Source organism: Marinobacter salarius (assembly GCF_032922745.1).
Classification (GTDB): Bacteria; Pseudomonadota; Gammaproteobacteria; order Pseudomonadales; family Oleiphilaceae; genus Marinobacter.
Window position 1 is genome coordinate 647,887 of the sequence record NZ_CP136693.1, and the last position, 24,105, is coordinate 671,991.

Below are 24,105 nucleotides of genomic sequence, written 5' to 3' on the forward strand. Positions count from 1 at the left end.
GATCGAATGGAACACACACTCGACTGTACGTTATGGGATTTTACAAATCAAACAACTTTTTACAACTTTTGGATTTTTGTAATAATTAGTATGGTGACAATCGGCATGGAGGCTTGTCGGGAGTTGGCACTAGGGGTTTAGCTTGCTGAAAAATGCTTCGGAGTGATACAGTTTTACGACTTTTACGCTATTTTATTGATAATACGCGCAGAAATCGCAAAGATACTGCCAGTCATTGTATCGAGGACTGTTTGGCGCGAATGGCAATCAGAGTTGCTAAAAGTTGTCTTTTACGGCGCTTATCGCCCTGTTCTGGTCGTTTTAACTATGCAGATGCAAAAACAAGATATTAGCCGGTCGCTCTCATCGGTGGCTTACCAGAAGATTCTGGTTTCCATCATCAATGGCGAATACCCGGCAAACGAGAAGCTTCCCAGTGAGGCAAAGCTGTGCGAAAAATACGGCGTTTCACGGCCCGTGTTGAGAGAAGCGTTGACTCGGCTCAAAGAAGACAATTTGATTGTCTCCCGGCGGGGGTCGGGTAGTTTTGTCATTAAGCGCCCAGATGACACCGTTCTTTCCTTCTCAAAAATATCCAGCATTTCAGATATTCAACGGTGCTTTGAATTTCGCACCAATCTCGAAGGCAGCGCAGCAGGTCTTGCCGCTACGCGACGTACGGCCGATCAGCTGGGTCGTATCGTTGCAGCAGCCGAAAAGATCAATGAAGCAAACAGGCTTCACGCCATAGCCAGCGAAGAAGATTTTGAGTTCCATCTCGCCATTGCTGAGGCCGCCAACAACCACTATTACTCGACGGTGATGAAATCACTTCGGGAAAATATTAAAGAAGGGATGAACATTACACGGACGTTGTCATTGAAATCCTCTGACAGCAATCGTATGGCGCTGGTTCAGGATGAGCACAATACGATTTTAAGACATATCATTGATGGCGATGCCGAGAAAGCAGAGTCAGCGATGAAGGAACATCTCAATAACGCGAGGATCAGAATGTTCGAAGGAACTGACAACTGATCGTTGCGGCCAGAATTCAAGCTGACGGCCACTTTGCCCAGACCGTCAGCTATGCATTGCTCTGTTTTCGACCCATCCACCCCTCGGCCGGACCATCAAAGCTCGTAGAGTTTCGCAACGTGCAGGATCGGCCCGGTCGGCTGGCCGGTGGGAGAGCCTCCCACCGGCTCCAGGCTGATCGCCAGTGTTCGGCTATTGCTGAGAAGCGCACGCGCCTCATCATCCAGAGTTACCTGATAGGTTCCACCCACCGGAATAACCCCGAGCGACAGGGGCTGGCCATCCGCCGGCACGATCCACAATTCGTAATCCTTGCCCTGCTGGGCCGCCGTCGCGGCAACGGGACGCAGTTTCAATTGCCTGTCGAGCGATGACTCACTGACCAACCATAGGGGATCGCTCACGTCCGCCTGTACGATGGCGCCTGAAAGACGGTCATCCACCTCTGGTTCTGGCTGTTGCACCAGGACAACGGCCAGCACCAGCGCCGCAGCCGTTGCCAGCATGCTCCAGCCAGGCCAGAACCAACGGCCGGACGCATCATTGGCCGCAACTGCCGACCCGGGTTTATCGTCCCGGGGCCAAAGCCGGCGTTCGATGCCAGCCCAGACCGACGCGGGAGGCTGTTCTTCCTCAATGCGTGCCCCCAGGTGTCCCAGCTTTTCTTCCCAGAACCAGACTTCCTGACGGACTCGAACCGACTCCATCATCCAGCGTTCGAAACGCCGGCGGGCTGACCCATGAAGCGAGCCAAGCACGTATTCCGCTGCCAATGCTTCTATTCTTTCCGGTGTCTTTTTCATCGTTCCAGACACCTCTTCAGAGCCATTAATCCGCGCCGAATCCAGCTTTTCACAGTTCCAATGGGTGAACTCAAGGCCTCGGAGAGCTCATCGTGGGTAAACCCCCGATAATAGGACAACAGGATACTGTCCCGCTGCGTTTCTGAGAGTTCATCCAGGCACCCGCGAAGCTCCGCGCTGCCCGCGACGCGAAGTGATTCGTCCAGCGGGCCGTCACGTTCATCAGCAACACGCTCAAGATGGGCATCGCCGGACGTCGGCCGTGATTTCCGGTTCCTCATAAGGTCGAGTGTGCGATAACGGGCAATCGTCAGCATCCAGCTCAGGGGAGCACCACGCTCACTGTGATATTCACCGGCGTGGTGCCATATCTGCACAAAGGCATCCTGAACGGCCTCTTCTGCCAGATCTCGCTGACTGGCCAGTTTCAGGCAAAGCCCGAACATCCTGCCGGAAATTTTTTCATACAGCCGCTGAAAGGCCAGTCGGTCTTCCCGGGACACTGCGATCAGCAGTCCCATCAGATCATCCTGTTCAGAGTTGCTGGTTACCATCTATACGATCCCTTGTTTTGTTCTACAGGTATTAGTCGACCTTACGTTCAGAATGCCCATCAGGATGCATGCAGGTCATCAGATCGGGTTCAAACACGCCGCTTTGGTCAAAATCGTCCAGCGCTTTTTCCCACTTGGTTAACTCCAGGCCCTGGTTGGCAAGCCACCCGGGATTGAAATAGGTGTCGGTGTAACGGTCGCCACCATCGCACAGAAGCGTGACAACCGACCCGCCCTCTCCGGCGCTTTGCATCTCACTGGCGAGGCTCAGTGTGGCAATCAGATTGGTACCGGTAGAGCCGCCACAACGCCGGCCAAGATGACGTTCCAGATACCGGAGCGCGGCAAAACTGGCCGCATCAGGTACGCGAATCATGCGCTCAATCACCGTCGGGCTGAAAGAGGGCTCAACCCTGGGGCGGCCAATACCCTCAATGCGCGAACCGCACTGGCCGACAATATCAGACCGCCCGCTAGCGAAGGCGTCATAGAACACCGAGTTTTCCGGGTCCGCCACACACAGCTCACAGCCCCGGGCAAGATGGCCGCCGTAGCGGATGTAGCGCCCAATGGTTGACGACGTGCCACCGGTGCCCGCGCTGACAACAATCCAGCGCGGTATGGGGTGCGGTTCCCGTCGCAACTGCTCGAAAATGCTTTCGGCAATGTTGTTGTTACCCCGCCAGTCTGTCGCCCTCTCAGCGTAGGTGAACTGATCCATGTAGTGACCACCGAGCTCACGGGCCAGATGCTGAGATTCAGCGTAGATCTCACTGCCGTTCTCCACCAGGTGACACTCGCCCCCATAGAACTCGATTTTGGCAATTTTCTGTGCCAACGTCGTTCGGGGCATGACTGCGATAAACCGCAGCCCGAGGAGCTTGGCAAAATAGGCCTCGGAGACCGCTGTCGATCCACTCGAGGCCTCGATGATCGGGGTGCCTGGCGTAATCCAGCCATTACAGAGCCCGAACAGAAACAGTGAGCGTGCCAGCCGATGTTTGAGGCTGCCGGTCGGGTGGGTCGACTCATCCTTGAGATAGATATCAACGTCACGCAGGCCCGGCAGGTCCAGCTTGATCAGATGGGTGTCTGCAGAACGATTGAAATCCGCATCAATGCGGGCAATGGCGTCGGAAACCCATTGGGTGCGATGGAGCATGTTGTTGGCCCTGAAATCAAACAAACACCATGAAGCATAGTCGCTCTGGGTCGACTTGAAGAATAACGCTAGGATGGACCGCCAGTCCCGCCACCTGACACACGCCTCACAAGTTGGCTGAACGTAATGCACTCACTATTCGTACTATGTCAGCCTGCTTCCGGATAAGACGCTTTCAATTTTTTTTGGTGAGAACTGCATCCTTTTCTCTAATCGCTCCGTAACCCCCTTTGCAACACCAACAATAGAAGAGGAAAACGGAATGAATACTTTACTAAAACGCTCCGGCCTCGCCATTGCGGTTGCCGGACTCTGTATCAGTGCCGGCGCAGCAAACGCCTCAAGCCACCGCGAAGCACCCTTTATCACTGAAGTACCCAAGGTGGACGGGACCGATTTCTACATGTTCCGCAGTTACGAGACGGGACGTGCGGATTTCGTCACCCTGATCGCGAATTACCTGCCACTGCAGGATGCGTATGGCGGTCCCAATTACTTCGATCTGGATGAAGACGCGGTTTATGAAATCCACATCGACAACAGCGGCAACGCACAGGAAAACCTCACGTTCCGCTTTGAGTTCTCGGACAACCTGAACGATATTCAATTGCCGGTCGGCCCAGACGGTGACCAGCAGATGGTTTCCGTACCGCTCAAGAACATCGGCGATGCCAGCGACGGCGACAACGTTCAGGTCAGCCAGGAATACACGGTGTCCGTAATTCGCGGTGATCGCCGTACCGGTACCGTTGAAACCGCCACCAACGTCACGGATGGCACCGCCACCTTCGATAAGCCCCTGGACAACATTGGCGAAAAATCGTTTCCCGGCGGATACCAAGCTTACGCCAACCAGCACATCTTCGAGATTGGCATTCCAGGCTGCGCCACCAACGGGCAGGTCTTCGTGGGTCAACGCAAGGAAGCTTTCGCGGTCAACCTTGGCGAGATCTTCGACCTGGTCAACACCAACCCGCTCGGCCCACGTGACGGCGAAGGTGCCGGTGATCTTGCAGACAAGAACGTGACCTCCTTCGCCCTGGAAGTACCGACCGAGTGCCTGACCGGCACCGCAGTCACCGGAATGGATCAGCCCGTCATCGGCGGCTGGACGACCGCCAGCGTTCGCCAGGCCCGAGTCATCAATCCGCAACCGACCGTTGATGGCAAAGGTGCAACCGTTGAAGGCGGCGCATGGACCCAGGTATCACGTCTCGGTATGCCGCTGGTAAACGAAGTCGTGATCGGCCTGAAAGACAAGGACCGGTTCAACGCCAGCGAGCCCATGAACGATGGCCAGTTCGCTACCTACGTGACTCATCCGACCCTGCCCGAACTGCTGGAAATATTGTTCAGCAGCGCAGGCGCTGAGGCACCGAATAACTTCCCGCGGACCGATCTGGTAACAGCGTTCCTGACCGGCGTACCCGATGTAAACATGCCGGTAGGCGTGCAAACGTCAGAAATGCTGCGACTGAACCCGGAAATCGCAGCCACACCTGCAGCCTCGCAAAATGACCTGGGTGTTCTCGGTGGTGACAACGCCGGCTTCCCGAATGGCCGTCGCCCGGTGGATGACACCGTGGATATTGCCCTGCGTGTAGTCATGGGCGCATTGACCACTGATGCCCCGAACAAGGACGCCCCGTTTACCGACGGTGTGCAACTTGACCCAGCTGAGCTCCAGGAAGTGTTCCCATATCTGGCAACTCCGCTGGCCGGCTCACCCAACTCATAAGGAGTGAATCATGAAACTCACTATGAAGTTAGCCGGAACGGGCCTGATAACCCTGGCACTGGCGGGGTGTTTCGACGGCTCCAGCAGCAGCGGCGGTGGCGGTGACAGGCCAGATCCGGCGGTAGATTTCTCAACCTTTGTGAAGGCTGAGATCGCAAACACCGACGACACCCGTGAAGCCGTTCAGATCAACGACAAGGAGTTCAGCTTCAATGACCAGAATAATGAACAGGCCTTCGACGATCTGTTCATCCAATAGGACCCCTTGCCGGCCTTCAGTACGCCTGAAGCCGGCAAGCACATTCCCTGCCCTTCGGGGCGGGGCTTTTTGTGTCGGGCTGTGGTTGATGGCCGGTTTTCCAAACGTCGCAACCGCTGCACCCGGACCTATCGAGACAGATTTTTCCGACACCGATATTCTTGTTGAACTGCCAGAGCCGGCACTGACCACGTCCGAATTACCGGATTCGCCCGAGCAGTTGGCAGACACCGTACAAAATCAGATCTCCCGTGCCAGGAGCACCGGAGACCCCCGTTTCCTGGGCTATGCCGACGGGATGTTGCAGCGATGGTCCGGAGAAATGACCGACCGGCTGCTTACCCTCAGGGCAACACTGGACCAGAGCCTCCACCGCTTTGACAGTGCCAGGAAAGACCTGGAAACCGTCATAGCCCGATCCAGCAGCGCACTCCAGAAAAATCAGGCATTGTTGCTACTGGCCAATCTGGAAACCGTTCAGGGCAACTACGAAGACGCACGAAAGCGCTGCAGACAGTTGCAGCAATCCTACCCTGGCCTGATCGCCGACAGTTGCACGGCCCAGGTTAACGCCCGCACAGGTAACCCCAGGGCGGCCTATCAGGCCCTTCAGAAAAAATCAGAAAGCACCAGCACCAATACCACCAGCCGGCTTTGGGCAGAAGGGACCCTGGGGGATATCGCCGCGCAGATGGGCAATCCCGCCGCAGCCGATCACTGGCAGACAATACTCCGCACCAGCCCCGACGATCTCTATACCCGCGCCCAGTTAGCGGACTGGTATCTCGGCCGGAACCAGGCCGACCGTACACTGGCATTAACCGAAGGCTACGAACAGGTGGATTCGCTGGCGGTGCTACGCGCGATTGCCATGGCCCGCTCCGGGCATCCGGAAGCAGAAGCTCTGGCGGAAAGGCTCAGAGAGCGCTTCACAGAGGCGCGTTGGCGCGGAAACCTGTTGCACCAGCGGGACATGGCGCGCTTCCAGCTTGATGTGGAAGGCAATGCCGATACGGCACTGACCTTTGCGGCAGATAACTGGCGCAGCCAGCGCGAGCCCCTCGATACCCGGCTGCTGCTGCGTGCCGCCGATGCGGCAGGTGACAACGAGCCGGCCCGGAAGGTGAGATCCTGGCTGAAAGAACAGGGACAGACCGATGCACGCTACCCGGAGGTTGAATCATGAGGGAGATGAAACAATGGGGTAGCCTTGTGGTATCCATGGTTCTGCTGGCCCTGATCTCCGGAACAGCATGGGCCCACAAAGCCAGCGACAGCTTTATCTACCTGAATCAGGACCGGGGCGAAATACGCATAGACGTGGCGCTCAGAGATCTTGCAGTGGCTTTGCCGCTGGATCGGAACGGGGATCGCCAGCTCAGTGGGGCAGAGCTCCGTGCTGGCCGGGACCAGATTACTCGATGGGTAGAGCAGGGCGTAACCTTGTCCAGCACCCAGGCCGATTGCCGCCTGACCGGCCAGCAATGGGGGCTTTCCCGCCATAGCGACGGCCCCTATGCCGCCGGTCTCTACACCATTAGCTGCCCCGATGGCGCCGCGCCCGATACGCTGACATACAATCTTCTGTTCTCACAGGACCCGTTGCATCGCGGCCTGATAAGCCTTGAAAGCGACGGCACCAGCACGCTGGGAGTAGTAGGCCCTGACAGTCGCCAACTAGCGCTCTCCGCCGGCGACGCACCGGGAAGCCTGCAGCTGTTCGGAACCTTCCTGTACGAGGGTGTCATCCATCTGCTCATCGGTCTTGACCATATACTGTTTCTGTTAGTGCTGATGCTGCCGGCCACACTGAGGAAAAACGATGGCAGCCCGCCGGTGGGGCTGAAGCAGCGGCTATGGGAACTGACGGGGATCGTGACCGCATTCACGGCGGCCCATTCCGTAACCCTGGCGCTGGCAGCCCTTGGCGTTGTTCGTTTGCCCATCGCCTGGGTGGAGACCATCATCGCCCTGTCCATAGCGGTGGCAGCCATGAACGTGATGTGGCCGATACTGGGCAGAAAAACCTGGAAGCTGGCCTTTGGATTCGGGCTAATACACGGATTCGGGTTCGCCAGCGTTTTGGGGGATCTCACCAGTGGTGTTTCCCAGACTGTCCTGGCCCTCGCCGGCTTCAACATTGGCGTAGAACTCGGGCAGTTGGGGCTTCTGGTTATTGCCTTCCCGCTGCTTTACCTCTGGGGTAAAACACACCTCTACGGCAGGGCGGTCGTTCCGCTGACACTGATTGCAGTAGGCGCGATCAGCCTGTATTGGGTGGCCGAGAGGGCTATGGCCATCTGAGCCTGGCCCCGGTGCCTTTCGACACCGGGGCTCCCAATAGCCGATTAATCAGTGCAGGGCACGGAGTTGACGTGGATACAGAGCGGCGCTGACCTCCGGTTCATCCAGCAGGTCCGCCAGTTCCATATCCACCTCGGTTTCCTCGCCTTCATCGGGCAATGGCTCAAACAGGGTGTTCAGCCAGGAGGTTACAGACGGTGCTTCGTCACGACCGTATTCGGTGGACAGGGCCTTGATCCGTCGGAAGCCGATAATGCGCTGGTGCTTGGGATCACGGATCTGCTCAAAACCACGCCAGTAAATACGGTCACGTGTATGCAACTGCACAAACAGAGTGTCGATGGGCTCTGCCGGATCTTCGCCGCGCACGGGCTGCTCATCGTCGCTGCCTGCCACTGACTGGGTGTCCTCTGACCCTGCCTCGGCTTTCACTGGTTTCTTGCTGCGGATGGTCGTCCATGCCGGGTACAGCACGGCAACCGCATCGGCTTCCACATGCTCTCGGGCAGCGCGGAGGATCAGTCCCCAGCGGGCCTTGTCGGCATCGGTTTCAAGAGAGTTAATGGGCAAGTCGTAGCTTTGTTCGCTGGACAGTACGATTGCCATCATCGGGGCATCAAGCTCCCCCATGGCTTCGGCCTGTGCTACAGACACCAGTTCGTCGATTGCCATCGGTTGGTTCATAATACGCTCGCCTCCTCGATGCCATCAGGGTCGTTCAGGAAGAATGGGCTCTTCCTGACTCACAGCATAGCCTGTTCCTGCCATAAAGATAAACGTGGATACGTTGATCCTGGATCACAATGCGTTATTTATTGTTTCTTTGCGTGGCTTCAGATCATCGCTTCCAGCAACTCGTAGCGCCCAAACCACGGGTTGGCCTCTTCCAGTTGTGCCGCCAGCTGAAGTAGGGTGCCTTCGTCTCCGTGCGGAGCGCCAAACTGCACCCCCACCGGCAACCCGGCGGCTGTCCAGGCGAGCGGGACAGACATCGCAGGCGTGCCGGTAAGGTTGGCAAGCTGGGTAAAGGGCGTGCGGGCCAGGCTTTCCATAGCCATCTGGTCGACTTGCCCACTGCGGTGTACCAACTTGCCGGCTTTCAGCAGCAACATCAGCCGGGCAGCCATCTGCAGATGGGAAGGGGTATCCAGTTCGCCAATCTTCGCCGGTAACTGGCCAGCCGTCGGGCACAGGTACATGTCGTAACCTTCAAAAAAGGCCCCCAGGGCGCGAGCAAAATCGTTCCACTGCTGTCGACGGCGCACGTAGTCCGGTAGTGGCATGGTCCGCCCCAACATACCAATCAGGCGAGTATCCAGTTCGAAGTCGTCATCGCGGGCTCCAAACTCGGTTTTCGCGCGGTCCATCAGCGTGGACACTTCCCCGAAATACAGCCCCAGATAACAGCGGGCGAGGGCCATGCCGTCGAATTCCGGACGCGCATACTCCACCCGGTGCCCCAGGTTTTCCAGAGTGCGCGCAGTTTCTTCAACGGCATCCACACACTCCCTTGCCACCTCGGTTTCGTAGGGCGATGAGGTAAAAACACCAATCTTGAGACTGCGTGGCGCCCGCTGCATCAGCTTGGCATAAGGGGCAGCTGGCGGTGCGATGGTAAAGGGATCGCCCACCGCAGGGCCAGCCAGCACGTCCAGCATGGCGGCGCTGTCTCGAACCGTGCGGGTGACCACGTGATCGATCGAGGCGCCCGTCCATGCCTCACCCACCGAGGGGCCGGAGGAAATACGACCGCGCGACGGTTTCAGCCCGAACAGCCCGTTGTAGGCCGCCGGAATTCTAATCGAACCGCCACCGTCATTGGCTCCCGCCATGGGTACGATACCCGCCGCCACCGCAGCACCGGAGCCGCCACTGGAACCACCCGGTGTCCGATCCGTATCCCATGGATTACGGCAGGCACCCCAGAGTTTTGATTCGGTGACAGCCTTCAGCCCGAACTCCGGCGTTGCGGTGCGGCCCAGGAATACCAGGCCCGCAGCCCGTGCACGGCGTACAAACTCCGAATCCCGGGACGCGATGTTCTTCTTCAACGCCCGGCTGCCGTAGGTACAGGGCTGACCTTGCTGTTCCTGGGCCAGATCTTTAAGCAGCATAGGAACGCCCGAGAAGGTACTATCCGGTGTAGACGCCTGGCTCAGCGCATCGGAGAACTGAGGGTGGCAGATGGCGTTGAGCTTGCCATTCACCGTGGCCGCACGCTCAATGGCGGCCTCACAGATTTCGCTGGCCGCGACTTCTCTGCGGCGAATCAGGTCGGCAAGCGCTACCGCGTCGTATCGGAGGTATTCGGATTGCTTCATGATCGATTCCGTTTGTTATTCTGTTTTCGGGAGATTGGGGAAACCGGTATTTATGAACATGAGCTTCAAGCGTCACTTTCTTGCTGTCGTTATAATAGTCACATCTGTTATCGCGTCCACTTCGCAAGCGAGTAAAAAACCGCCGGAACCTGCCGAGAACTGGACCAGCGTTGTTCGCAGCTCACCCTACTGGTCAAGTCAGGGGGTATACCAGAACATCACAACCATCCGCCGCTGGGTACTGAAGGAGTCCGGATATTGCTCTAAGCCCGATCGGCACATTCTGTTCGATATGCGCGGCCAGTTCCTTGGCTATATCGACGATGGCTCCGACCGTGAGGCCACCCAGATTCGCCTGAATGATACCAGAGCCTCTCTGGCAGCCACTGGCCGCGCTGACGACTGGACCCCGGGCGGCCCCGACAGGACCGGATACCCCTTCGCCCTGTCCTGTCGACAGCCGCACGTCAACCTGGATGAAGCCGTTGCACGCTACCTTGGCACCCTGCCTTCGGAACTGATTTGGGGTGCCTGGGACGATCTGTCGTTCGCCTCTCAGGAAGCACCACAGCCACTCCACGAGGCACTGATGTACGTTTATAGCCTGCGTGAGCAGCAGCAACGCCTCGATCTGCCGGTGAGCCTGCCCAAGTACCTCGGCGGCCAGGTATTGATCGAGAGCAGCGGCCAGCAAAGGGCGCACTCTGCCGCCAACGCCAAAGGCATCCTTCAGCTCTCACCCTCGGCGCTCAAAGACTGCCGAATCAAACCCGCCAATTACTGGCACCGGTTAGCACAGATTGACTGCGCCCTCAAACTGATGGATCAGAATGCTCGCAACCTCAGGCCGCCCTTCGAGGCGCGCTTCGGTCACCTGCCCGACGATAAGCGGGGTCAACTTTTTACGCTGCTTCTGGTTCAGGCCTACCACGGCGGTGCCAGCCGCGTTCAGTCCCTGTTAGAGGATGAAACGCTGTCGAAGCCCGCGGCTTACTTTGCTCAGGAGCATGAACGATTCAGCGCGGGAGACATCGCCTTCGGCATGGTATTCCACAATTTGGGGAGAGATCGCTTCGGACTCGCTTCGCTGTATTATGTGGCGGATGTTCAACTCGCCACCGAGGCGCTGTGCAAAACCGAACGCCTCGCTGATACCCGCTTCTGCCCATAAACCCGGAGCCCGCCTTGGAACTGACGTTCATCCCGGAAGGCCTGAACACCGCAACGGCCGTTTTCCTGCTGCTGAGTTCTGTCATTACGTCGATGATTACCGCCAGCCTTGGCGCCGGGGGCGGTGTTCTGCTGCTGGTACTGATGGCGTTCTGGATACCACCGGCGGCGATCATACCGGTTCACGGTATGATCCAGTTAGGCTCCAACGCCGGGCGGGCCACACTGACCTGGCGGCATACCGACTGGAAAGCCATTGTCGCCTTCACACCAGGAGTACTGGTCGGAGCGGGGCTTGGCGCCTGGTTGCTGGTCGACCTGCCACCCTATCTGTGGCAACTCACCATTGGTGTTTTCGTGCTTTACCTATGCTGGGGGCCCGCCCTGCCACGAGGCGCCTTCGGCAGTGTCGGGATTTTTCTTGCCTCTGCGTTGACCAGTTTCATTTCCCTGTTTGTGGGCGCAACCGGTCCCCTGGTGGCGTCCTTTATCAAGCAGATGCACGCCGAGCGTTTCACCACCGTCGCGACATTCGCCATGGCGATGACGCTCCAGCACGCACCCAAAGCGTTGGTTTTTGGCCTAGCTGGTTTCGTTTTCCGCGATTGGCTGATGTTCATACTGGCCATGATCAGCTTTGGTTTTGCCGGCACCTGGCTGGGGCTTCACGTGCTTAAATCCTTGAGCAACCAGCATTTCAGCCGCGTGTTCAACGTTCTTTTGAGCCTGCTCGCACTGCGTTTGCTGTGGCAGGCAGGCGGCTCAGCGGGATGGTGGTGATCAATCCGGCTTCTGCTGTGACGGCAGGGGAACCGTCACCACACGGTTTCGCCCCTGGGCCTTGGCGGCGTAGGTGCCTTCGTCAGCACGCGCAACGACTTCCCGGGGCCCGGTATCCGCGACATTCATCTCGGTCAGCCCGATGCTGGCAGTCACCCCAAAGCTCTTGCCGTCCTGCTCTATACGCAGGGCTTCTATGCCGGCTCGGATTTTCTCGGCAAGCTCGACGGCGCGCGGCAGACCACAAGCAGGCAGGATGATGCCAAATTCATCCCCACCGAGGCGTGCCACCGTATCCGACTGGCGTACCGACTGCGTGAGCAGGTCCGATAGCCGCCCCAGCAAATCATCTCCCAGCAAATGCCCGCCTTCGTCGTTGACGGGTTTGAAGTAGTCCAGATCGATCAGCATCAAAACGCTGGCCGCCGTTTTCTTGTTGGTATCCGTCAGACATTTGATCAGGGATGAATTGAACGCCCGGCGATTGAGCAGCCCCGTCAGGCTGTCGTGGGTCGCTTCCCAGGACAGTCGCTCTTCTTCCCGACGGCGGGCACTGTCATCCCGGATCACGAATACCATACGGTGATTATGGCTTTCCCGGCGAAGGTGAAGCATTGCCAGGTCTATATCGAAGAGCTGGTCCACCCTGTTTCGCAGGGTGGCATACAGGCTATCCACATCGGCACTGCGCAGAAAATCGTCCGCCTCCCAGCGATGGTTCTCGTCTTCAATCGATACCAGCGTGAAAAAGTTCTGTTGTTCACCGCTGTCGACCAATCCCAGGAACCCAGAGGCGGCTTCGTTGAAGTACCGGATAATGCCATCGGCATCCACCATCAGCACACCCTCCTGCAATACGCCCAGAATACTGTCCGCACGTTTCTGTTGCTCCGCCAGCTCCGCTTCGATCTCCAGTTCGTGGGTGATGTCCCTGACCACGGTGATGGTACCCAGCGAACGCTCCTCCGTCTCAATCACCGACGTCATGGCATCCGCCCACACCACTTCATCTCCGGAGCGGCTTTTCAGGCGGAATCGCCCTCGGAACACTGTTTGGCTGCGCAAAGCCTCCCGCCACGCCTCAACCGTGCCAGCCTGGTCCTCTTCGTAAACACCATGAATCAGGTGGGTATGCTGGAGGTCATTGGAGCTGACCCCGATGATCCGCTCAAACGCCGGGTTAACGAATTCAATCCTGCCCAGAACATCGGTCTGGATAATGCCGATTGGCGCACTCTGGGTAAGCGAGCGGAAAAACGCCTCGCGCTCGGCCAGGGAGGACAGCACCTCGTCACGCTCTTCCATAACGGTGTTGAAGGTCTCCGCAACCTGGCGGATTTCCGTGCCTCCCAGAACGTCCACCGGCTCGGTCCGTATCCCCAGATGGCGCTCACTGATCTGGAACCCCAGATTTCGCATGGGCGCCATCAACCGACGAAACACCACCAGCGCCAAGGGCGCCACGATCAGAATCACGACCAGGAGCGTCTGCGCAAAGCTGTCCGTCAAGCGGCTGAGCGGCGCATAGGCCTCTTTCACCGGCCACACCGCGGCCACAAACCAGGGCACCTGTGACATCTGGCGTACCGAGGTGATGGTTTCGGTGCCTTCCTGGTCAAGCGTCTGCACAGTGCCTTCAAAACCCGCCATGGCCTTCTTGTGGGCTTCGTTTTCAAGCCTGAGCGGCACCATGGTTTCACCGGTACGACCATGGCCCAGGGTTATACCGGTACGTGTGGCAATGCTGACATAGCCGGTTTTGCCGATACTCACAGCGCTGGTGTCTTCCATGAAGTTGTCGCCGTCGAGAAAAACCGCCCCTCCCAGCACGCCAATAAACCGTTGACGATGATCGAAAATCGGCGCCGTCATCATAACGGCGGGCCGCTCCCGATAGTTCGACACATAAGGGTCACTGATAATGGAGGTGAGCTGGCCTGAGGTCTGTCGAAAGTACTCACGGCCACTGACATCCAGCCCCGTCTGTCGGAAGCTTTGCGGATACTCGGCAATGACCTTGCCACTGGCATCAAATACGTAGATCCCGTCGAATATATGTTGCAGCGCAATCTCGCGACGGAGGAGAAGGCGGGAGCGGAAGCGCAGCACCACCTCCTCCATGGTAAACCCTTCCGCGACATGAGTCAGGGTATCCCGGCGCTGGGCCAGGCGGGCATCAAGATCGCTGGCAACCAGTTCCGCGATGGTTTCCACCTGCTCCCTTGTCTGCCCGGCAAGCTCGGAGCGTGCTACCAGGGAACTGACCACGGCCACCGCCAGAGCCGCCAGCACAATGGCCAGAATGACAAAGGCAACAGCACGATTGACCAGGCTTGCAAGCCAGCGTCTTATCATCACAACGGCGTAACTCCCGCTACACAAACGCAGGATAGGTTCGGGTTGATTCCCCTCAGTGCTAAATGTCTGTTTCTCACTGGATAACGTGTCGATTATTGAAGGATTTAATATTTGTAAGTCTAACAGAGACGCGGCTTTCAACAGGTTACAGAACTTGCAATTTCAATGATAATCGTTATTATTTAGACCTATTTTCTTAACTGAGGTTTCCCCAATGTCCGAGTCCCTGCTCGCCGACGCCACCGGAATCAGCGCCGGCCCGGTCAGTCAGCTGTTGGAAATGGGCGGCCCCGTCATGATTGTGTTGCTGGCCATTGCCCTGGCAGGTGTTGTCACCTTTCTTTACCTCATGTTATTCGGCAGTTTTTTTGCTCCCAGGTTTACTGCCAAACTTAAAAAAGCCATTACGAAATGGCAACAAAGGCCTGACGGCAACGTGGCGGTAGACCTGGAACGGTCCGCAGGCCGATACGCCCGACTGAACCCACTGCACCACTTGATCGTCAACACCATGAACGCCCGCAACACTGGCACCGACCCCCAGCAGATTCGGGAGTCCGTCGCCAAGGACGCTCATGAGGCCCTCGAGCCCTTCGAGGCACCGCTGAAGATCATCGAAGTGATTGCCGCGCTGGCACCGTTGCTGGGCCTTTTAGGCACCGTTCTGGGCATGATGGAGGCATTTGGAGCTATGGCCGCTACTGAAGGGCGCGCCAATGCCTCCCAGTTGAGCGGCGGCATCTACGAAGCACTCACCACAACCGCGGCCGGCCTGGTTATTGCCATACCGTTTGCCGCCCTGGCCGCCTGGATTGAATTCCGCCTGCGACGTATCCAGAAAACCATTAATAGCGCAATGGTCACCATCCTTTCTGTCCCCGTCGCCACCAAAGAAAGCGAACCGCAAAAGGAAACCCAGGATGAGACGGCACCGGCTGCCACCAGGACCGGGCGCGTAGTGGAGTATTCCGGGGACGAGCATCAGGGTCGCCTGGCCAATGCAACTGGTTGAAACCCGCCCGGCACGCCCGATACCGATCCGCATCACTCCACTGATTGATGTGGTCTTCATCCTGCTGGTGTTCTTCATGCTCACCAGCCGGTTACTGCCGGTCAGTTTCATGGAACTGAGCAACAGCACGAGCGACACCCGTTCAGTGACCGGAGAGCCAATCCCCGAAGTGGTCATCCAACGTGACGGCCAAGCTCGCTGGCAGGGAGAAACCTATGGAATGAATGGGCTGGTCAAGCAGCTCCGGACCGGCGGCGTCAGCGAAATCAACCTCGCCACAGAATCTGCCACCCAACTGACCCATTTCACCCAGGCCTACAGTCAGCTCACTGACAGTGGCGTTACCACCCACTGGAAGCGCACCCCTGACGCTGCGGAGCAGCCATGACGGATCTGGCACCACCGCCCGTGACCTCGGGAAAGTCATTGATGGAGCGTCTCGAGGACGCTCTCCTGCCGCTCATCAATCTGGTGTTCCTGCTGCTGATGTTCTTTATCGTGGCGGGTCAATTGTCAGACACACCGTTGCCGGAGCTACCGGGCACCGGGCAACAAGCCGGCAATGAGCAACCCTATGCGGACCTCACCGTTACCGCACAAGGCGAGTGGCAAGTCGACGGACGCACCGTAACGTCTGATGGCCTGTCCAAGGCATTACCAGCACCGGATGAACAATCCCCGTTAAAAATCGCCGCTGAACGCGAAATTGCCATGTCTGATCTGGAATCGCTGCTTCGCGTGCTGGAAGAGAGCGGCTATCAGGAAGTCATCCTGCTGACGGAGCCCGCCAGTTGATGGGTGCCAGCAAGACTGTCCGCTGCCTTCTGTTGTTCGTTTCCGTTGTGATCACTGCAATTGTGGTGGTAATCGCCACGCCCGAGCGAATCCCAGAACTGAAACCGCTCGGAGATGCCGCCGTAAACTCTACCCCGGCGATCAAGATTTCCCTGGCCGGCAAACCCGAGCCCGAAACGCCCGAACCCCAGCCCCCCGTTGAACAGGAAACGCCCCCCGAGCCAGAGCCAGAGCCAGAGCCAGAGCCAGAGCCAGAGCCAGAGCCAGAGCCAGAGATTGTGCCGGAGCCGGAACCCGAGCCACAACCCAAACCTGAACCGACGCCGCAACCCGAAGTAAAAGAGCCTGAGCCCCAGGTCGATGCACCTGAAAGCGACAGGCGTACGGAGGAGGTGTCCGAAAACACCGCTGAAGAAGAAAACCTCAACCAGGAGGTTGAACTCACTGCTGGAGAGTCCTCCGATGTGGACCGCTACCTCACGGAACTGAGCCGGCACCTGGGGCGCTACTATGAATACCCACGTCGTGCCCGTCGTCTTGGCCAGGAAGGCGCACCGGTTGTGGTTTTCGAATTCAGCCGAGATGGCACTCTGGTAAACCACTCTTTGCACGCCTCCTCAAACCATGCGTTGCTCGATGATGCTGCGCTGGACATGCTCAAGGACGCCGAACCACTGCCGGAAGTGCCCGACTCCATGAAAGGGCAGACCTTCACCTATGTCCTGCCCGTGCGCTTCAGACTACGCTGAGCAATTTTTTGCCCGCCCAGCAAGATCTCGCTCCAAAGCCAGCAATCCCTTGCCTGCCCTCCAATAAGCTCAGCCGGTAAATTACGGTTATTCATTGTAATTAATACCTTTTTTATTTCTGGCACGACGTTTGTTAACTGTTAAGCGTCCAGGGAGATCCCGGGGACATTTACTCATTCACACGTCATGGAGCAGACTATGCCAACTCCTTGTTATATCAGCATCGAAGGCCAGACTCAGGGCAACATTACCGCCGGCGCATTCACTTCCGATTCCGTAGGCAACATCTACGTTGAAGGTCACGAAGACGAAGTGCTGGTTCAGGAATTCAGCCACGTTGTCACCGTTCCGACCGATCCCCAGTCCGGTCAGCCTTCCGGTCAGCGCGTTCACAAGCCGTTCAAGTTCACCTCCGCGCTGAACAAAGCAACCCCGCTTATGTACAACGCCCTGGCTTCTGGCGAAATGCTGCCGAAGGTTGAGCTGAAGTGGTACCGCACCTCTGTTGAAGGCAAGCAGGAGCACTTCTTCTCCACCATCCTGGAAGATGCCACCATCATCGACATCAACTGCAACATGCCGCACTGCCAGGACGCCGCCAGCGCTGACTTCACCCAACTGGTAACCGCGTCTCTGTCCTACCGTAAAGTAACCTGGGAACACGCTGTTGCCGGTACTTCCGGTGCGGACGACTGGCGTTCGCCGATCGAAGGCTAAGCCCCTCGTAATCGTAAAGAACGTAGCGCCGGACAGCCCAAGCTGTCTGGCGTTTCGCTTTCTGGCTTCAAGGATGAAGAAAATTGAGCGAATCTCTCACTCAGAACGACGTGGACATTATCCAGGCGATAATCACCACATTCTTTGGGCGGATCTATGCCCGGAAGTTCACGAACTCCTCAATCACGGATGAAACCCTCACCACAATTGTGGAACTACTGTCAGAAACAGCTGACTGCAGTACCTGGGTAGACGCCGTACCCTCCCCACAAGACGTGTTGATGCCAGCGAGCAAACTCAGAAAGTGGGCTTTGAGAGTTATTAGAAAATCGGGCGAACCCTTTTTATTGGAAAACGTGCGAGTCAACATGATGTGCGCGCGTTTCCGTGCTGCGCAGTTCAAACCTGTTATTCTTGACTCCTTAGACCGATAGAGGATCTCCGAAATGGCACGGCTTGTAGTTAGCCTTATCCTGATAGTGGTTTTTATTTCCGGCTGCGCTTCGTTCAGCAGTCACCCCGTTGAGTTCCGTGCCGCTCCCAACACCAGCTTTACGCTTAACAGTGACAGGTTCGACGCAATAGAAGTTCAACCTTCCGAAATGCAGTTATGGGAGGGCTCCGATCTAGTCGGCACAATAATGACCGTAGAGACCAACCCACAGTCCAAAACGGCTATCGGCGAGGTGAAACAAGGATTTGTAGAGGCACAAAAGGGCCCTGGAGCGCCAACCGAGCTGCAATTGCCTGATGGCGCCTATGGTTTTGCATCCACTTTCCGCGGTTATACCACCGCGTTTATCGCAGTAGCTAACAATAACGAATCCTGGATCACCATTAGTGTCAAAGAGGATCTTTTTGATGAGGTCTTATCATCAATCGCTATAAGATGACATCCGGAAGTCGGCAATTCGAGCAGCGGGCAAGCCTTTCAGCAGGGGGCAGTCGAAATCAGTTTTACCTGCAAATTAACTCGCGGGTTACAATTCAGGGGTTTGCTGGAAGCCTCTCTGAGATAACCAAGGAAGCATGAGTATAATGAAACTCCCCGGTTCCCTCATCGTAGCCCTTTTTCTCACCGGTTGTGCATCAACTCAGTCGATATCGTTCTCACCTAGCCAGGATTACGCTGTATCGGTCAGCTCAAACTTATTCGATGCCGTCCGCATCGACAACAATGACATAACGCTATTCAATGATGGAAAGGCGCTCGGGTTCATTCGCGTGGAGCCCATTCCGTCGGATGCCCCGTCGACATCTGAGTTCATTAACATCCTAAAATCGGCCTCAGAGTCTGAATCCGTCGAAACTCAAACGCTTGGGATATATCCCGGTTTTACAGGGTTTTCAGCAGAGGTTCGTAACTATAAGACGGGCTACCTCATAAATGCAGAAAACCCAAGTTCCGTTCTTATATTCAGCTTTCCAGAGGACACGTTTGAAGACGTGGCAAAGACAATCTCGTCTGGCATCTGAGACGTTTCCGAGGCATCAGACTTATGCAACCCATTTCCGGCCATTGGCAGCGAACTCCACCACCAGCTCAAAAACGTTATCGCACTTCTCCTTGAACGCCACCCGGTCATAACTTTCCGGCAAATCCTTATCCAAGACTTCTTCAATGGCAGCCTTGACCGCCCGCTGAGTCTGTCCGTCCTTCCACCAATCCTGCACCAACACTTTGGGATGACCTTCCAGCAAACGGATAATCAAATCCTTTGCAGCTAATTTGACCTTCTGTTCTTCTACCTTCGTGAGCTTGTCTTTCTTCAACAGGTCGTAGATTTCCAGCTCATCTTCGTTCAGCCCCTCTCGGATATGCCGCTCGGACTCCTCTCGAAGATTGCCAACGTACTGGACAAGGTCCTCATAGTAAGCATCGGCGGATGAGCTGCCGGAGTTGTACTTGTCGATGATTTCCTGAAGCCGCTGGGCAAAATCAGTGCGAGTATGATTCTGCTCCAAAAGCTGACGAAGCTTATCCTCAATAAATGCCCGAAGCTCTGCAATTTCAATGTGTTTATACTCCGCCCTTTTGAAATCTTCCCGAAGCTTGTCGTAGTTAATCTTGCTCAGATCCCAACCCTGTCCTTTTTGGACTATCTCATATTCCGCGCGGTGCTCCTTGATGTTAAATGACTCGGCGTTATCCAACACCACGCTTTCATCCAGTAGCTCGGAGATCTTCTGGCTGACTTCATCGATGTCCGCCTGCTCCACAAGCGCGTCCACCACACCGCGAAGGTACTGGATAGCCGCAATGCGCTGATTGTCGTGCTGTTGGAAAATCTCTGGTTTGCACGCCTCGTAAAGGGCCGTCACTGTGTTCTCATAGACATTGAACTGCTTCCTCCATTCTTCGTTGCTAAGCAACGTATCCGCCGCCTGATTGAAGAAGCCGATATTCTTGAAGGTGTCCTGTTTCTCAAACACCGAGTTCAGCTCAATATCCCGCTCCCGGCAGAATTCCAGCGTTTGGGTAACGGCATCGTCCAGTAATTCAAAGAGCTCCGACTTTTCCTGAACCGGCTGCTCTTCGCCATCCGCTCCCTGCGCGTAGTCTTTCAGGGCCTTGCGCATATTTCGGAACACGTTGTAGTAATCGACGATTTCGCCGTTTTTCTTCTCTACCAGGTCACCGCTATGGCCTTTAATGCGGTAGGACGCCACCCGATTGGCCCGGGCAATCGTCTGCATGAGGCTGTGGCCCTTCATGGGCTTGTCGAGGTAAAGCGTGGACACGGTGGGCGCATCAAACCCGGTCAGCCACATGGCACACACAAACACCAGTTGCAGGGGGTTCTCCGGGTCTTTGAAGTTATACTCAACGTCGTGCATCTGTTCATCAAGTTGATCCAGCCGCTTGATGTGGGGCTTGATGTCCAGTCCCTGTTTCTCGAACTTTTCCTCATCGGATTTCGGGTCACTGATGACTACGGCCATCTCAACTGTTTTCATATAGTCCCGGATCTTCTTGAAGCGGGCCTTCTCCACCTCGTTGCCAGACTCTTTGGTTAGCTTCAGCAGGCGCTTCTGCTCAGCTTTCCAATGCTGCTGTACCTTGTCGTACATACGTACGGCTGTGAACTTGTCCAGCGTTATGACCATACCCTTGCCGAGATAACCACGGCGCGGAAAGTGGTACACAATGTCCCGGGCAATGGTATCCAGTCGGTCGTCCCGTTTGATCACTTCCAGTTCGCGGGCGTACTTTCTCTCCAGCTTTTCCTGCTGGGCTTCATCCAGATTTTCGTCTTCCAGTAATTCGTAGAACTCGTCTCCCAGATCGTCGTTCTGAATAAGCACCTTCGGCACACGCTTCTCGTAGAACAGCGGCACCGTCGCATTGTCCTCCATGGCCTGCTGGAAGTTATACTCGGACACATAATCGCCGAACCAACTGTTGGTCTTGCGGTCGCGCCCCAGCAATGGCGTGCCGGTGAAGGCAAGGAAGTGGGCACCCTTCAGGCCTGCCCGCATGTTCTCTGCAAGGTTCTTGTACTGAGTGCGGTGGGCCTCATCCACCATCACGATGATTTCCCGGTTTTCCTTGTCCGGGTCAAACAGCCGGGGGTACTTGCGCCCTTTGTCGTACCGGAATTTCTGAATCAGGGTGAACACCACCTTCTTGTTCTGCCCCAGGAACTTGCGCATTTCCTCGGCATTGGCCGGTTGCGCGGCATCTTCTTTGCGAACCGTCTCCGTATTGAGAAAGTTCCGGTAGATCTGTCCGTCCAGATCCTGGCGATCAGTCACCACCACAAAGCTGAAATTACCCGTGGCTTTTCGAAAAATCTTGCGGGCGTAGAAAATCATTGAAAAGCTTTTACCCGAGCCCTGGGTATGCCAGAACACCCCCAGCTTGCCTTCGTGTTCCCGGCGGTTCAGGAAACGCTCATAGGCATTGTTCACACCCAAAAACTGGTGGTTCTGAGCAATTATCTTGGTTTCGCCCTTATGGAACAGGATGAAGTTCTCGACGTAATCCAGCAGGCGAGCCTTTTCGCAAAGGCCATCGGCAGCATGCTCAAGGCTGGTAGCCTGTTCCGTAATTTCCTTGCGGTTTATCGCCTCCTTCTCACTCTCCACCCGGAACCAATTGAAGAAGTGCTCCCAACCTGCGGTAAAACTGCCCACCCGCGTCTCCAAAGCATTGGATAGCACGCAAAACGCATTGCAGTGGAATAGTTGGGGGATGTCATGCCGGTAACTGCGCAGGTTATCCTCGAAGGCATTTCGCAGCCGCACATTGGAGTTTTTCAGCTCGATAAACACCAGAGGCAGCCCGTTGACATACAAGATTACATCCGGGCGACGGTAGGCAGCCTTCGGGGCCTGAGCCACCGACTTGATCCATAGCTGGGAGACCGCCAGCCAGCGGTTTTGTTTCGGATCGTCAAAATGAACCAGCCGGACTTTTTCATGTTTTTTGATGCCCCGTTCATCATCAAACTGTACCGGCACGCCATCCCGAATCAGATCATACAGTTCTCGGTTGGCGGCAATCGGGGACATAGCCGCCCGTCGTTCCATCACCTGTTCAACGGCTTCATCAATCTTGCTTTCGGGAATGGCGGGGTTCAGTTCAAGACAGGCAGTTTTCAACTCAGCTGGAAAAATCACATCCCGTTTGTCGGCCCGGTGGGAGCCGTCGTTCAGATCTTCCGGCTTTGCGGTATAGCAATCCAGCACGTTGAAACCGTGGATGTGCTGGAGGCGCTGCAGCAGCGCCTGCTCAATGTTGTCTTCCGAAATAAAACTAGCCATCGGCCTGCCGACTCCATGGACCGGGTGGGTGCCAGATTTCCCTGGGGGCGTCCGCGGCTCTGCTCGCCATCACAGGACTGAGGAATTCAACCACCGCCTCTACAGCCTCCGAAAATGCCTCTGGCACATGATCCTGGCCAAGGCGTTTACGGAAAGCCTGCCACTGTGGCTGCTTGGTGTCTATAAAAGCGGCAGAAAAGGGAGTGGTTTCAGGAATTTCTGTTCCGCGCTTCCGGAAGGTGCCCTCAACCGCCCCCTTGAGGTTTTCCAACCGGAACTCGTGCTGACGCGAAAGCAGCCAGATATCGTAAAAGTCCTTCATCCGACTGTTCAGTTCGCCGAGGTTTACCATCGCCTGGAATTTCTCGGCAATGGACGATTCCGGGGTGTAACACTTGATACGTGCAGCGGGAAAATCCAGTAAGGTTGGAAACTCCAGCCAGGAGGGAAACGGAAATATAGGGTCGCCGAAACCGACATCCAGTTGCATCGGAATCCTGGCACTGTCGAGAAAACCAGTGAAGGTCACCCTCAGCCCCTGGTAGTCTGCATCCTCGGTAATGGCTTCTGCCTTCAGGGTATCTGGATCGAAATGCAACCCGTCATCCATCACTTCAGCGGCAATGATTTCTCGCACCTGGGCCAGAATCGCCTCCGGTTCATTGCTGGTCTGGCCCAGCATATCGATATCCCGTGTCGGTCGGCTGTTCGGCCCCTGCATCGGCCAGAGCATCAACGCACCTTTGAGGGTAAAGCTGCCACTATGGGGCGACTGGCTGAGCCTATAAAGAAACCGCTCCATGGCGTAATACTGCAGCAGTTCCTGAAAAGGGCGTTTTTCTTCCCTGGATTTATTCAACAGTTTGTGTCGAACAGACGCGGCGGTGTTTTTAACCATAGTGATCTCCTTTCACTTTGGTGATTCCGTGGACCGATTGATTTCACTCACAGCTTGGCTTCCACGTAGGGCGCCATCACATTGGCGACCCGGCAGACCCTGGCGTATTCCATCAGTTTTCCCGGCAGGAAGGTTTTACGGGTGCGGTAAAGTTCAAGAGCCTCCAACGCCACATCCATGCCGATACGATTGCGGAACTTGAAGCAGTCCGCCAGGGTCTTCTCCGGGTTGTAGACCTGCAGCGTAATACCATCCACGTCCACCTGCTCAATACCCTCACTGAAGGCCCGCCCGGAGAACCGGTACCCGGCCACCGGTGGATAATCCAGCACCGGCAGGCGGGCTTCCCGCGCCACCGCCAGATGCACCTGATGGGGAATCTGCGTGGTGATGCCGTGCCAGTCCAGCGCGGAAATCAGGCAAAGCACAGCATGGGGGAAACGGGTGGCGGCGGCCACCAGGTCCGGATTTTCAATGGGCGGCAAATCTGCCAGCCGGTATAGGCCACGGCTGACCGGCTCTATCAGCCCCTCGTCCCGGAGCAGATAGAACTGGTACCGACTATAGCCACGGGCCAGAGCTTCGGTCAGACGGAGCTGGCCGCCTTGCTGTCGGAACAGGGTTTGGAGTTGTGCCCGGGAAGATCGGGTGGCACCGGAGTCAGACAAACTGTCACCACT

Annotated in this window: 23 protein-coding genes; 14 read left to right on the forward strand and 9 right to left on the reverse strand. The window is 56.5% G+C overall.

What is annotated here, in order from left to right; genetic code table 11:
- The first annotated feature begins 162 nt into the window (after positions 1–162).
- Positions 163–1,038, forward strand: coding sequence for a FadR/GntR family transcriptional regulator (locus tag R1T46_RS03040; protein WP_317307286.1), 876 nt, complete (start codon positions 163–165; stop codon positions 1,036–1,038).
- Positions 1,039–1,133: 95 nt separating this feature from the next.
- Here the strand turns inward: R1T46_RS03040 and R1T46_RS03045 are convergent, their stop codons facing one another.
- Genes R1T46_RS03045 through R1T46_RS03055 form a run of 3 tightly spaced genes read right to left on the reverse strand, consistent with a single transcriptional unit; the run spans position 1,134 to position 3,557 of the window.
- Positions 1,134–1,841 (reverse strand): anti-sigma factor domain-containing protein, encoded by a 708-nt coding sequence (locus tag R1T46_RS03045; protein WP_317307287.1) that lies wholly within the window; start codon positions 1,839–1,841, stop codon positions 1,134–1,136.
- Positions 1,838–2,395 carry a sigma-70 family RNA polymerase sigma factor gene (locus tag R1T46_RS03050; protein WP_041335689.1) on the reverse strand — a complete coding sequence of 186 codons (558 nt, stop codon included), beginning with the start codon at positions 2,393–2,395 and terminating at the stop codon, positions 1,838–1,840. The genes R1T46_RS03045 and R1T46_RS03050 overlap by 4 nt, the downstream gene beginning before the upstream one ends.
- Positions 2,396–2,426: 31 nt before the next feature.
- Positions 2,427–3,557 carry a PLP-dependent cysteine synthase family protein gene (locus R1T46_RS03055; protein WP_317307288.1) on the reverse strand — a complete coding sequence of 377 codons (1,131 nt, stop codon included), beginning with the start codon at positions 3,555–3,557 and terminating at the stop codon, positions 2,427–2,429.
- 262 nt (positions 3,558–3,819) lie between these two features.
- Between R1T46_RS03055 and R1T46_RS03060 the strand changes: the two genes are divergently transcribed.
- The 4 genes from R1T46_RS03060 to R1T46_RS03075 all read left to right on the forward strand — a co-directional run bounded on the left by R1T46_RS03060 (position 3,820) and on the right by R1T46_RS03075 (position 7,858).
- On the forward strand, positions 3,820–5,295 hold the full coding sequence (locus tag R1T46_RS03060) for a DUF4331 domain-containing protein (RefSeq protein ID WP_317307289.1): 1,476 nt from the start codon (positions 3,820–3,822) through the stop codon (positions 5,293–5,295).
- Between the two features lie 10 nt (positions 5,296–5,305).
- Positions 5,306–5,554, forward strand: a complete 249-nt coding sequence (locus R1T46_RS03065) for a hypothetical protein (RefSeq protein ID WP_126810848.1) — start codon at positions 5,306–5,308, stop codon at positions 5,552–5,554.
- Between the two features lie 88 nt (positions 5,555–5,642).
- Positions 5,643–6,740, forward strand: coding sequence for a hypothetical protein (locus R1T46_RS03070; RefSeq protein ID WP_317307290.1), 1,098 nt, complete (start codon positions 5,643–5,645; stop codon positions 6,738–6,740).
- On the forward strand, positions 6,737–7,858 hold the full coding sequence (locus R1T46_RS03075; RefSeq protein WP_317307291.1) for a HupE/UreJ family protein: 1,122 nt from the start codon (positions 6,737–6,739) through the stop codon (positions 7,856–7,858). Before R1T46_RS03070 ends, R1T46_RS03075 begins: the two co-directional genes overlap by 4 nt.
- Positions 7,859–7,906: 48 nt before the next feature.
- Here R1T46_RS03075 and R1T46_RS03080 read toward each other — a convergent pair whose 3' ends face one another.
- Positions 7,907–8,542 carry a hypothetical protein gene (locus tag R1T46_RS03080; protein ID WP_317307292.1) on the reverse strand — a complete coding sequence of 212 codons (636 nt, stop codon included), beginning with the start codon at positions 8,540–8,542 and terminating at the stop codon, positions 7,907–7,909.
- A 149-nt stretch (positions 8,543–8,691) separates the two neighbouring features.
- Positions 8,692–10,179: an amidase gene (locus R1T46_RS03085; protein WP_317307293.1), complete on the reverse strand. Its 1,488-nt coding sequence runs from the start codon at positions 10,177–10,179 to the stop codon at positions 8,692–8,694.
- A gap of 52 nt (positions 10,180–10,231) precedes the next feature.
- Between R1T46_RS03085 and R1T46_RS03090 the strand changes: the two genes are divergently transcribed.
- Complete coding sequence (locus R1T46_RS03090) at positions 10,232–11,350, forward strand: hypothetical protein (protein WP_317307294.1); 1,119 nt, start codon at positions 10,232–10,234, stop codon at positions 11,348–11,350.
- A 14-nt stretch (positions 11,351–11,364) separates the two neighbouring features.
- Positions 11,365–12,129, forward strand: a complete 765-nt coding sequence (locus R1T46_RS03095) for a sulfite exporter TauE/SafE family protein (protein WP_317307295.1) — start codon at positions 11,365–11,367, stop codon at positions 12,127–12,129.
- Here the strand turns inward: R1T46_RS03095 and R1T46_RS03100 are convergent, their stop codons facing one another.
- Positions 12,130–14,484 carry a GGDEF domain-containing protein gene (locus R1T46_RS03100; RefSeq protein ID WP_317308254.1) on the reverse strand — a complete coding sequence of 785 codons (2,355 nt, stop codon included), beginning with the start codon at positions 14,482–14,484 and terminating at the stop codon, positions 12,130–12,132.
- A 217-nt stretch (positions 14,485–14,701) separates the two neighbouring features.
- Here R1T46_RS03100 and R1T46_RS03105 point away from each other — a divergent pair, with 217 nt between their 5' ends.
- From R1T46_RS03105 to R1T46_RS03135, 7 genes are all read left to right on the forward strand, one after another.
- Positions 14,702–15,499: a MotA/TolQ/ExbB proton channel family protein gene (locus R1T46_RS03105; RefSeq protein WP_317307296.1), complete on the forward strand. Its 798-nt coding sequence runs from the start codon at positions 14,702–14,704 to the stop codon at positions 15,497–15,499.
- The gene (locus R1T46_RS03110) at positions 15,486–15,887 is read left to right on the forward strand and encodes a biopolymer transporter ExbD (RefSeq protein WP_317307297.1); all 402 of its coding nucleotides are present in this window, start codon (positions 15,486–15,488) and stop codon (positions 15,885–15,887) included. The genes R1T46_RS03105 and R1T46_RS03110 overlap by 14 nt, the downstream gene beginning before the upstream one ends.
- Positions 15,884–16,294, forward strand: coding sequence for an ExbD/TolR family protein (locus R1T46_RS03115; protein ID WP_317307298.1), 411 nt, complete (start codon positions 15,884–15,886; stop codon positions 16,292–16,294). The genes R1T46_RS03110 and R1T46_RS03115 overlap by 4 nt, the downstream gene beginning before the upstream one ends.
- The gene (locus tag R1T46_RS03120) at positions 16,294–17,043 is read left to right on the forward strand and encodes a TonB family protein (protein ID WP_317307299.1); all 750 of its coding nucleotides are present in this window, start codon (positions 16,294–16,296) and stop codon (positions 17,041–17,043) included. Before R1T46_RS03115 ends, R1T46_RS03120 begins: the two co-directional genes overlap by 1 nt.
- Positions 17,044–17,241: 198 nt before the next feature.
- Positions 17,242–17,760 carry an Hcp family type VI secretion system effector gene (locus R1T46_RS03125; RefSeq protein ID WP_250086986.1) on the forward strand — a complete coding sequence of 173 codons (519 nt, stop codon included), beginning with the start codon at positions 17,242–17,244 and terminating at the stop codon, positions 17,758–17,760.
- 446 nt (positions 17,761–18,206) lie between these two features.
- Complete coding sequence (locus tag R1T46_RS03130; protein ID WP_286811600.1) at positions 18,207–18,653, forward strand: hypothetical protein; 447 nt, start codon at positions 18,207–18,209, stop codon at positions 18,651–18,653.
- Positions 18,654–18,798: 145 nt separating this feature from the next.
- Positions 18,799–19,236, forward strand: a complete 438-nt coding sequence (locus R1T46_RS03135; protein ID WP_286811601.1) for a hypothetical protein — start codon at positions 18,799–18,801, stop codon at positions 19,234–19,236.
- 21 nt (positions 19,237–19,257) lie between these two features.
- Here R1T46_RS03135 and R1T46_RS03140 read toward each other — a convergent pair whose 3' ends face one another.
- From R1T46_RS03140 to R1T46_RS03150, 3 genes are read right to left on the reverse strand one after another with little or no spacing between them, the layout of a single operon-like run.
- Positions 19,258–22,527, reverse strand: coding sequence for a type I restriction endonuclease subunit R (locus tag R1T46_RS03140; protein ID WP_317307300.1), 3,270 nt, complete (start codon positions 22,525–22,527; stop codon positions 19,258–19,260).
- Positions 22,520–23,425: a nucleotidyl transferase AbiEii/AbiGii toxin family protein gene (locus R1T46_RS03145; protein ID WP_317307301.1), complete on the reverse strand. Its 906-nt coding sequence runs from the start codon at positions 23,423–23,425 to the stop codon at positions 22,520–22,522. Before R1T46_RS03145 ends, R1T46_RS03140 begins: the two co-directional genes overlap by 8 nt.
- A 47-nt stretch (positions 23,426–23,472) precedes the next feature.
- On the reverse strand, positions 23,473–24,093 hold the full coding sequence (locus R1T46_RS03150; protein ID WP_317307302.1) for a type IV toxin-antitoxin system AbiEi family antitoxin domain-containing protein: 621 nt from the start codon (positions 24,091–24,093) through the stop codon (positions 23,473–23,475).
- Positions 24,094–24,105: the final 12 nt, after the last annotated feature.

Coding starts and splice junctions, on each gene's coding strand:
- R1T46_RS03100 (WP_317308254.1), bottom strand. CDS start 14,484: ATGATAAGACGCTGGCTTGCAAGCCTGGTCAATCGTGCTGTTGCCTTT.
- R1T46_RS03075 (WP_317307291.1), top strand. CDS start 6,737: ATGAGGGAGATGAAACAATGGGGTAGCCTTGTGGTATCCATGGTTCTG.
- R1T46_RS03115 (WP_317307298.1), top strand. CDS start 15,884: ATGACGGATCTGGCACCACCGCCCGTGACCTCGGGAAAGTCATTGATG.
- R1T46_RS03080 (WP_317307292.1), bottom strand. CDS start 8,542: ATGAACCAACCGATGGCAATCGACGAACTGGTGTCTGTAGCACAGGCC.
- R1T46_RS03140 (WP_317307300.1), bottom strand. CDS start 22,527: ATGGCTAGTTTTATTTCGGAAGACAACATTGAGCAGGCGCTGCTGCAG.
- R1T46_RS03050 (WP_041335689.1), bottom strand. CDS start 2,395: ATGGTAACCAGCAACTCTGAACAGGATGATCTGATGGGACTGCTGATC.
- R1T46_RS03145 (WP_317307301.1), bottom strand. CDS start 23,425: ATGGTTAAAAACACCGCCGCGTCTGTTCGACACAAACTGTTGAATAAA.
- R1T46_RS03135 (WP_286811601.1), top strand. CDS start 18,799: ATGAAACTCCCCGGTTCCCTCATCGTAGCCCTTTTTCTCACCGGTTGT.
- R1T46_RS03070 (WP_317307290.1), top strand. CDS start 5,643: ATGGCCGGTTTTCCAAACGTCGCAACCGCTGCACCCGGACCTATCGAG.
- R1T46_RS03105 (WP_317307296.1), top strand. CDS start 14,702: ATGTCCGAGTCCCTGCTCGCCGACGCCACCGGAATCAGCGCCGGCCCG.
- R1T46_RS03060 (WP_317307289.1), top strand. CDS start 3,820: ATGAATACTTTACTAAAACGCTCCGGCCTCGCCATTGCGGTTGCCGGA.
- R1T46_RS03110 (WP_317307297.1), top strand. CDS start 15,486: ATGCAACTGGTTGAAACCCGCCCGGCACGCCCGATACCGATCCGCATC.
- R1T46_RS03130 (WP_286811600.1), top strand. CDS start 18,207: ATGGCACGGCTTGTAGTTAGCCTTATCCTGATAGTGGTTTTTATTTCC.
- R1T46_RS03120 (WP_317307299.1), top strand. CDS start 16,294: ATGGGTGCCAGCAAGACTGTCCGCTGCCTTCTGTTGTTCGTTTCCGTT.
- R1T46_RS03045 (WP_317307287.1), bottom strand. CDS start 1,841: ATGAAAAAGACACCGGAAAGAATAGAAGCATTGGCAGCGGAATACGTG.
- R1T46_RS03125 (WP_250086986.1), top strand. CDS start 17,242: ATGCCAACTCCTTGTTATATCAGCATCGAAGGCCAGACTCAGGGCAAC.
- R1T46_RS03085 (WP_317307293.1), bottom strand. CDS start 10,179: ATGAAGCAATCCGAATACCTCCGATACGACGCGGTAGCGCTTGCCGAC.
- R1T46_RS03055 (WP_317307288.1), bottom strand. CDS start 3,557: ATGCTCCATCGCACCCAATGGGTTTCCGACGCCATTGCCCGCATTGAT.
- R1T46_RS03065 (WP_126810848.1), top strand. CDS start 5,306: ATGAAACTCACTATGAAGTTAGCCGGAACGGGCCTGATAACCCTGGCA.
- R1T46_RS03090 (WP_317307294.1), top strand. CDS start 10,232: ATGAACATGAGCTTCAAGCGTCACTTTCTTGCTGTCGTTATAATAGTC.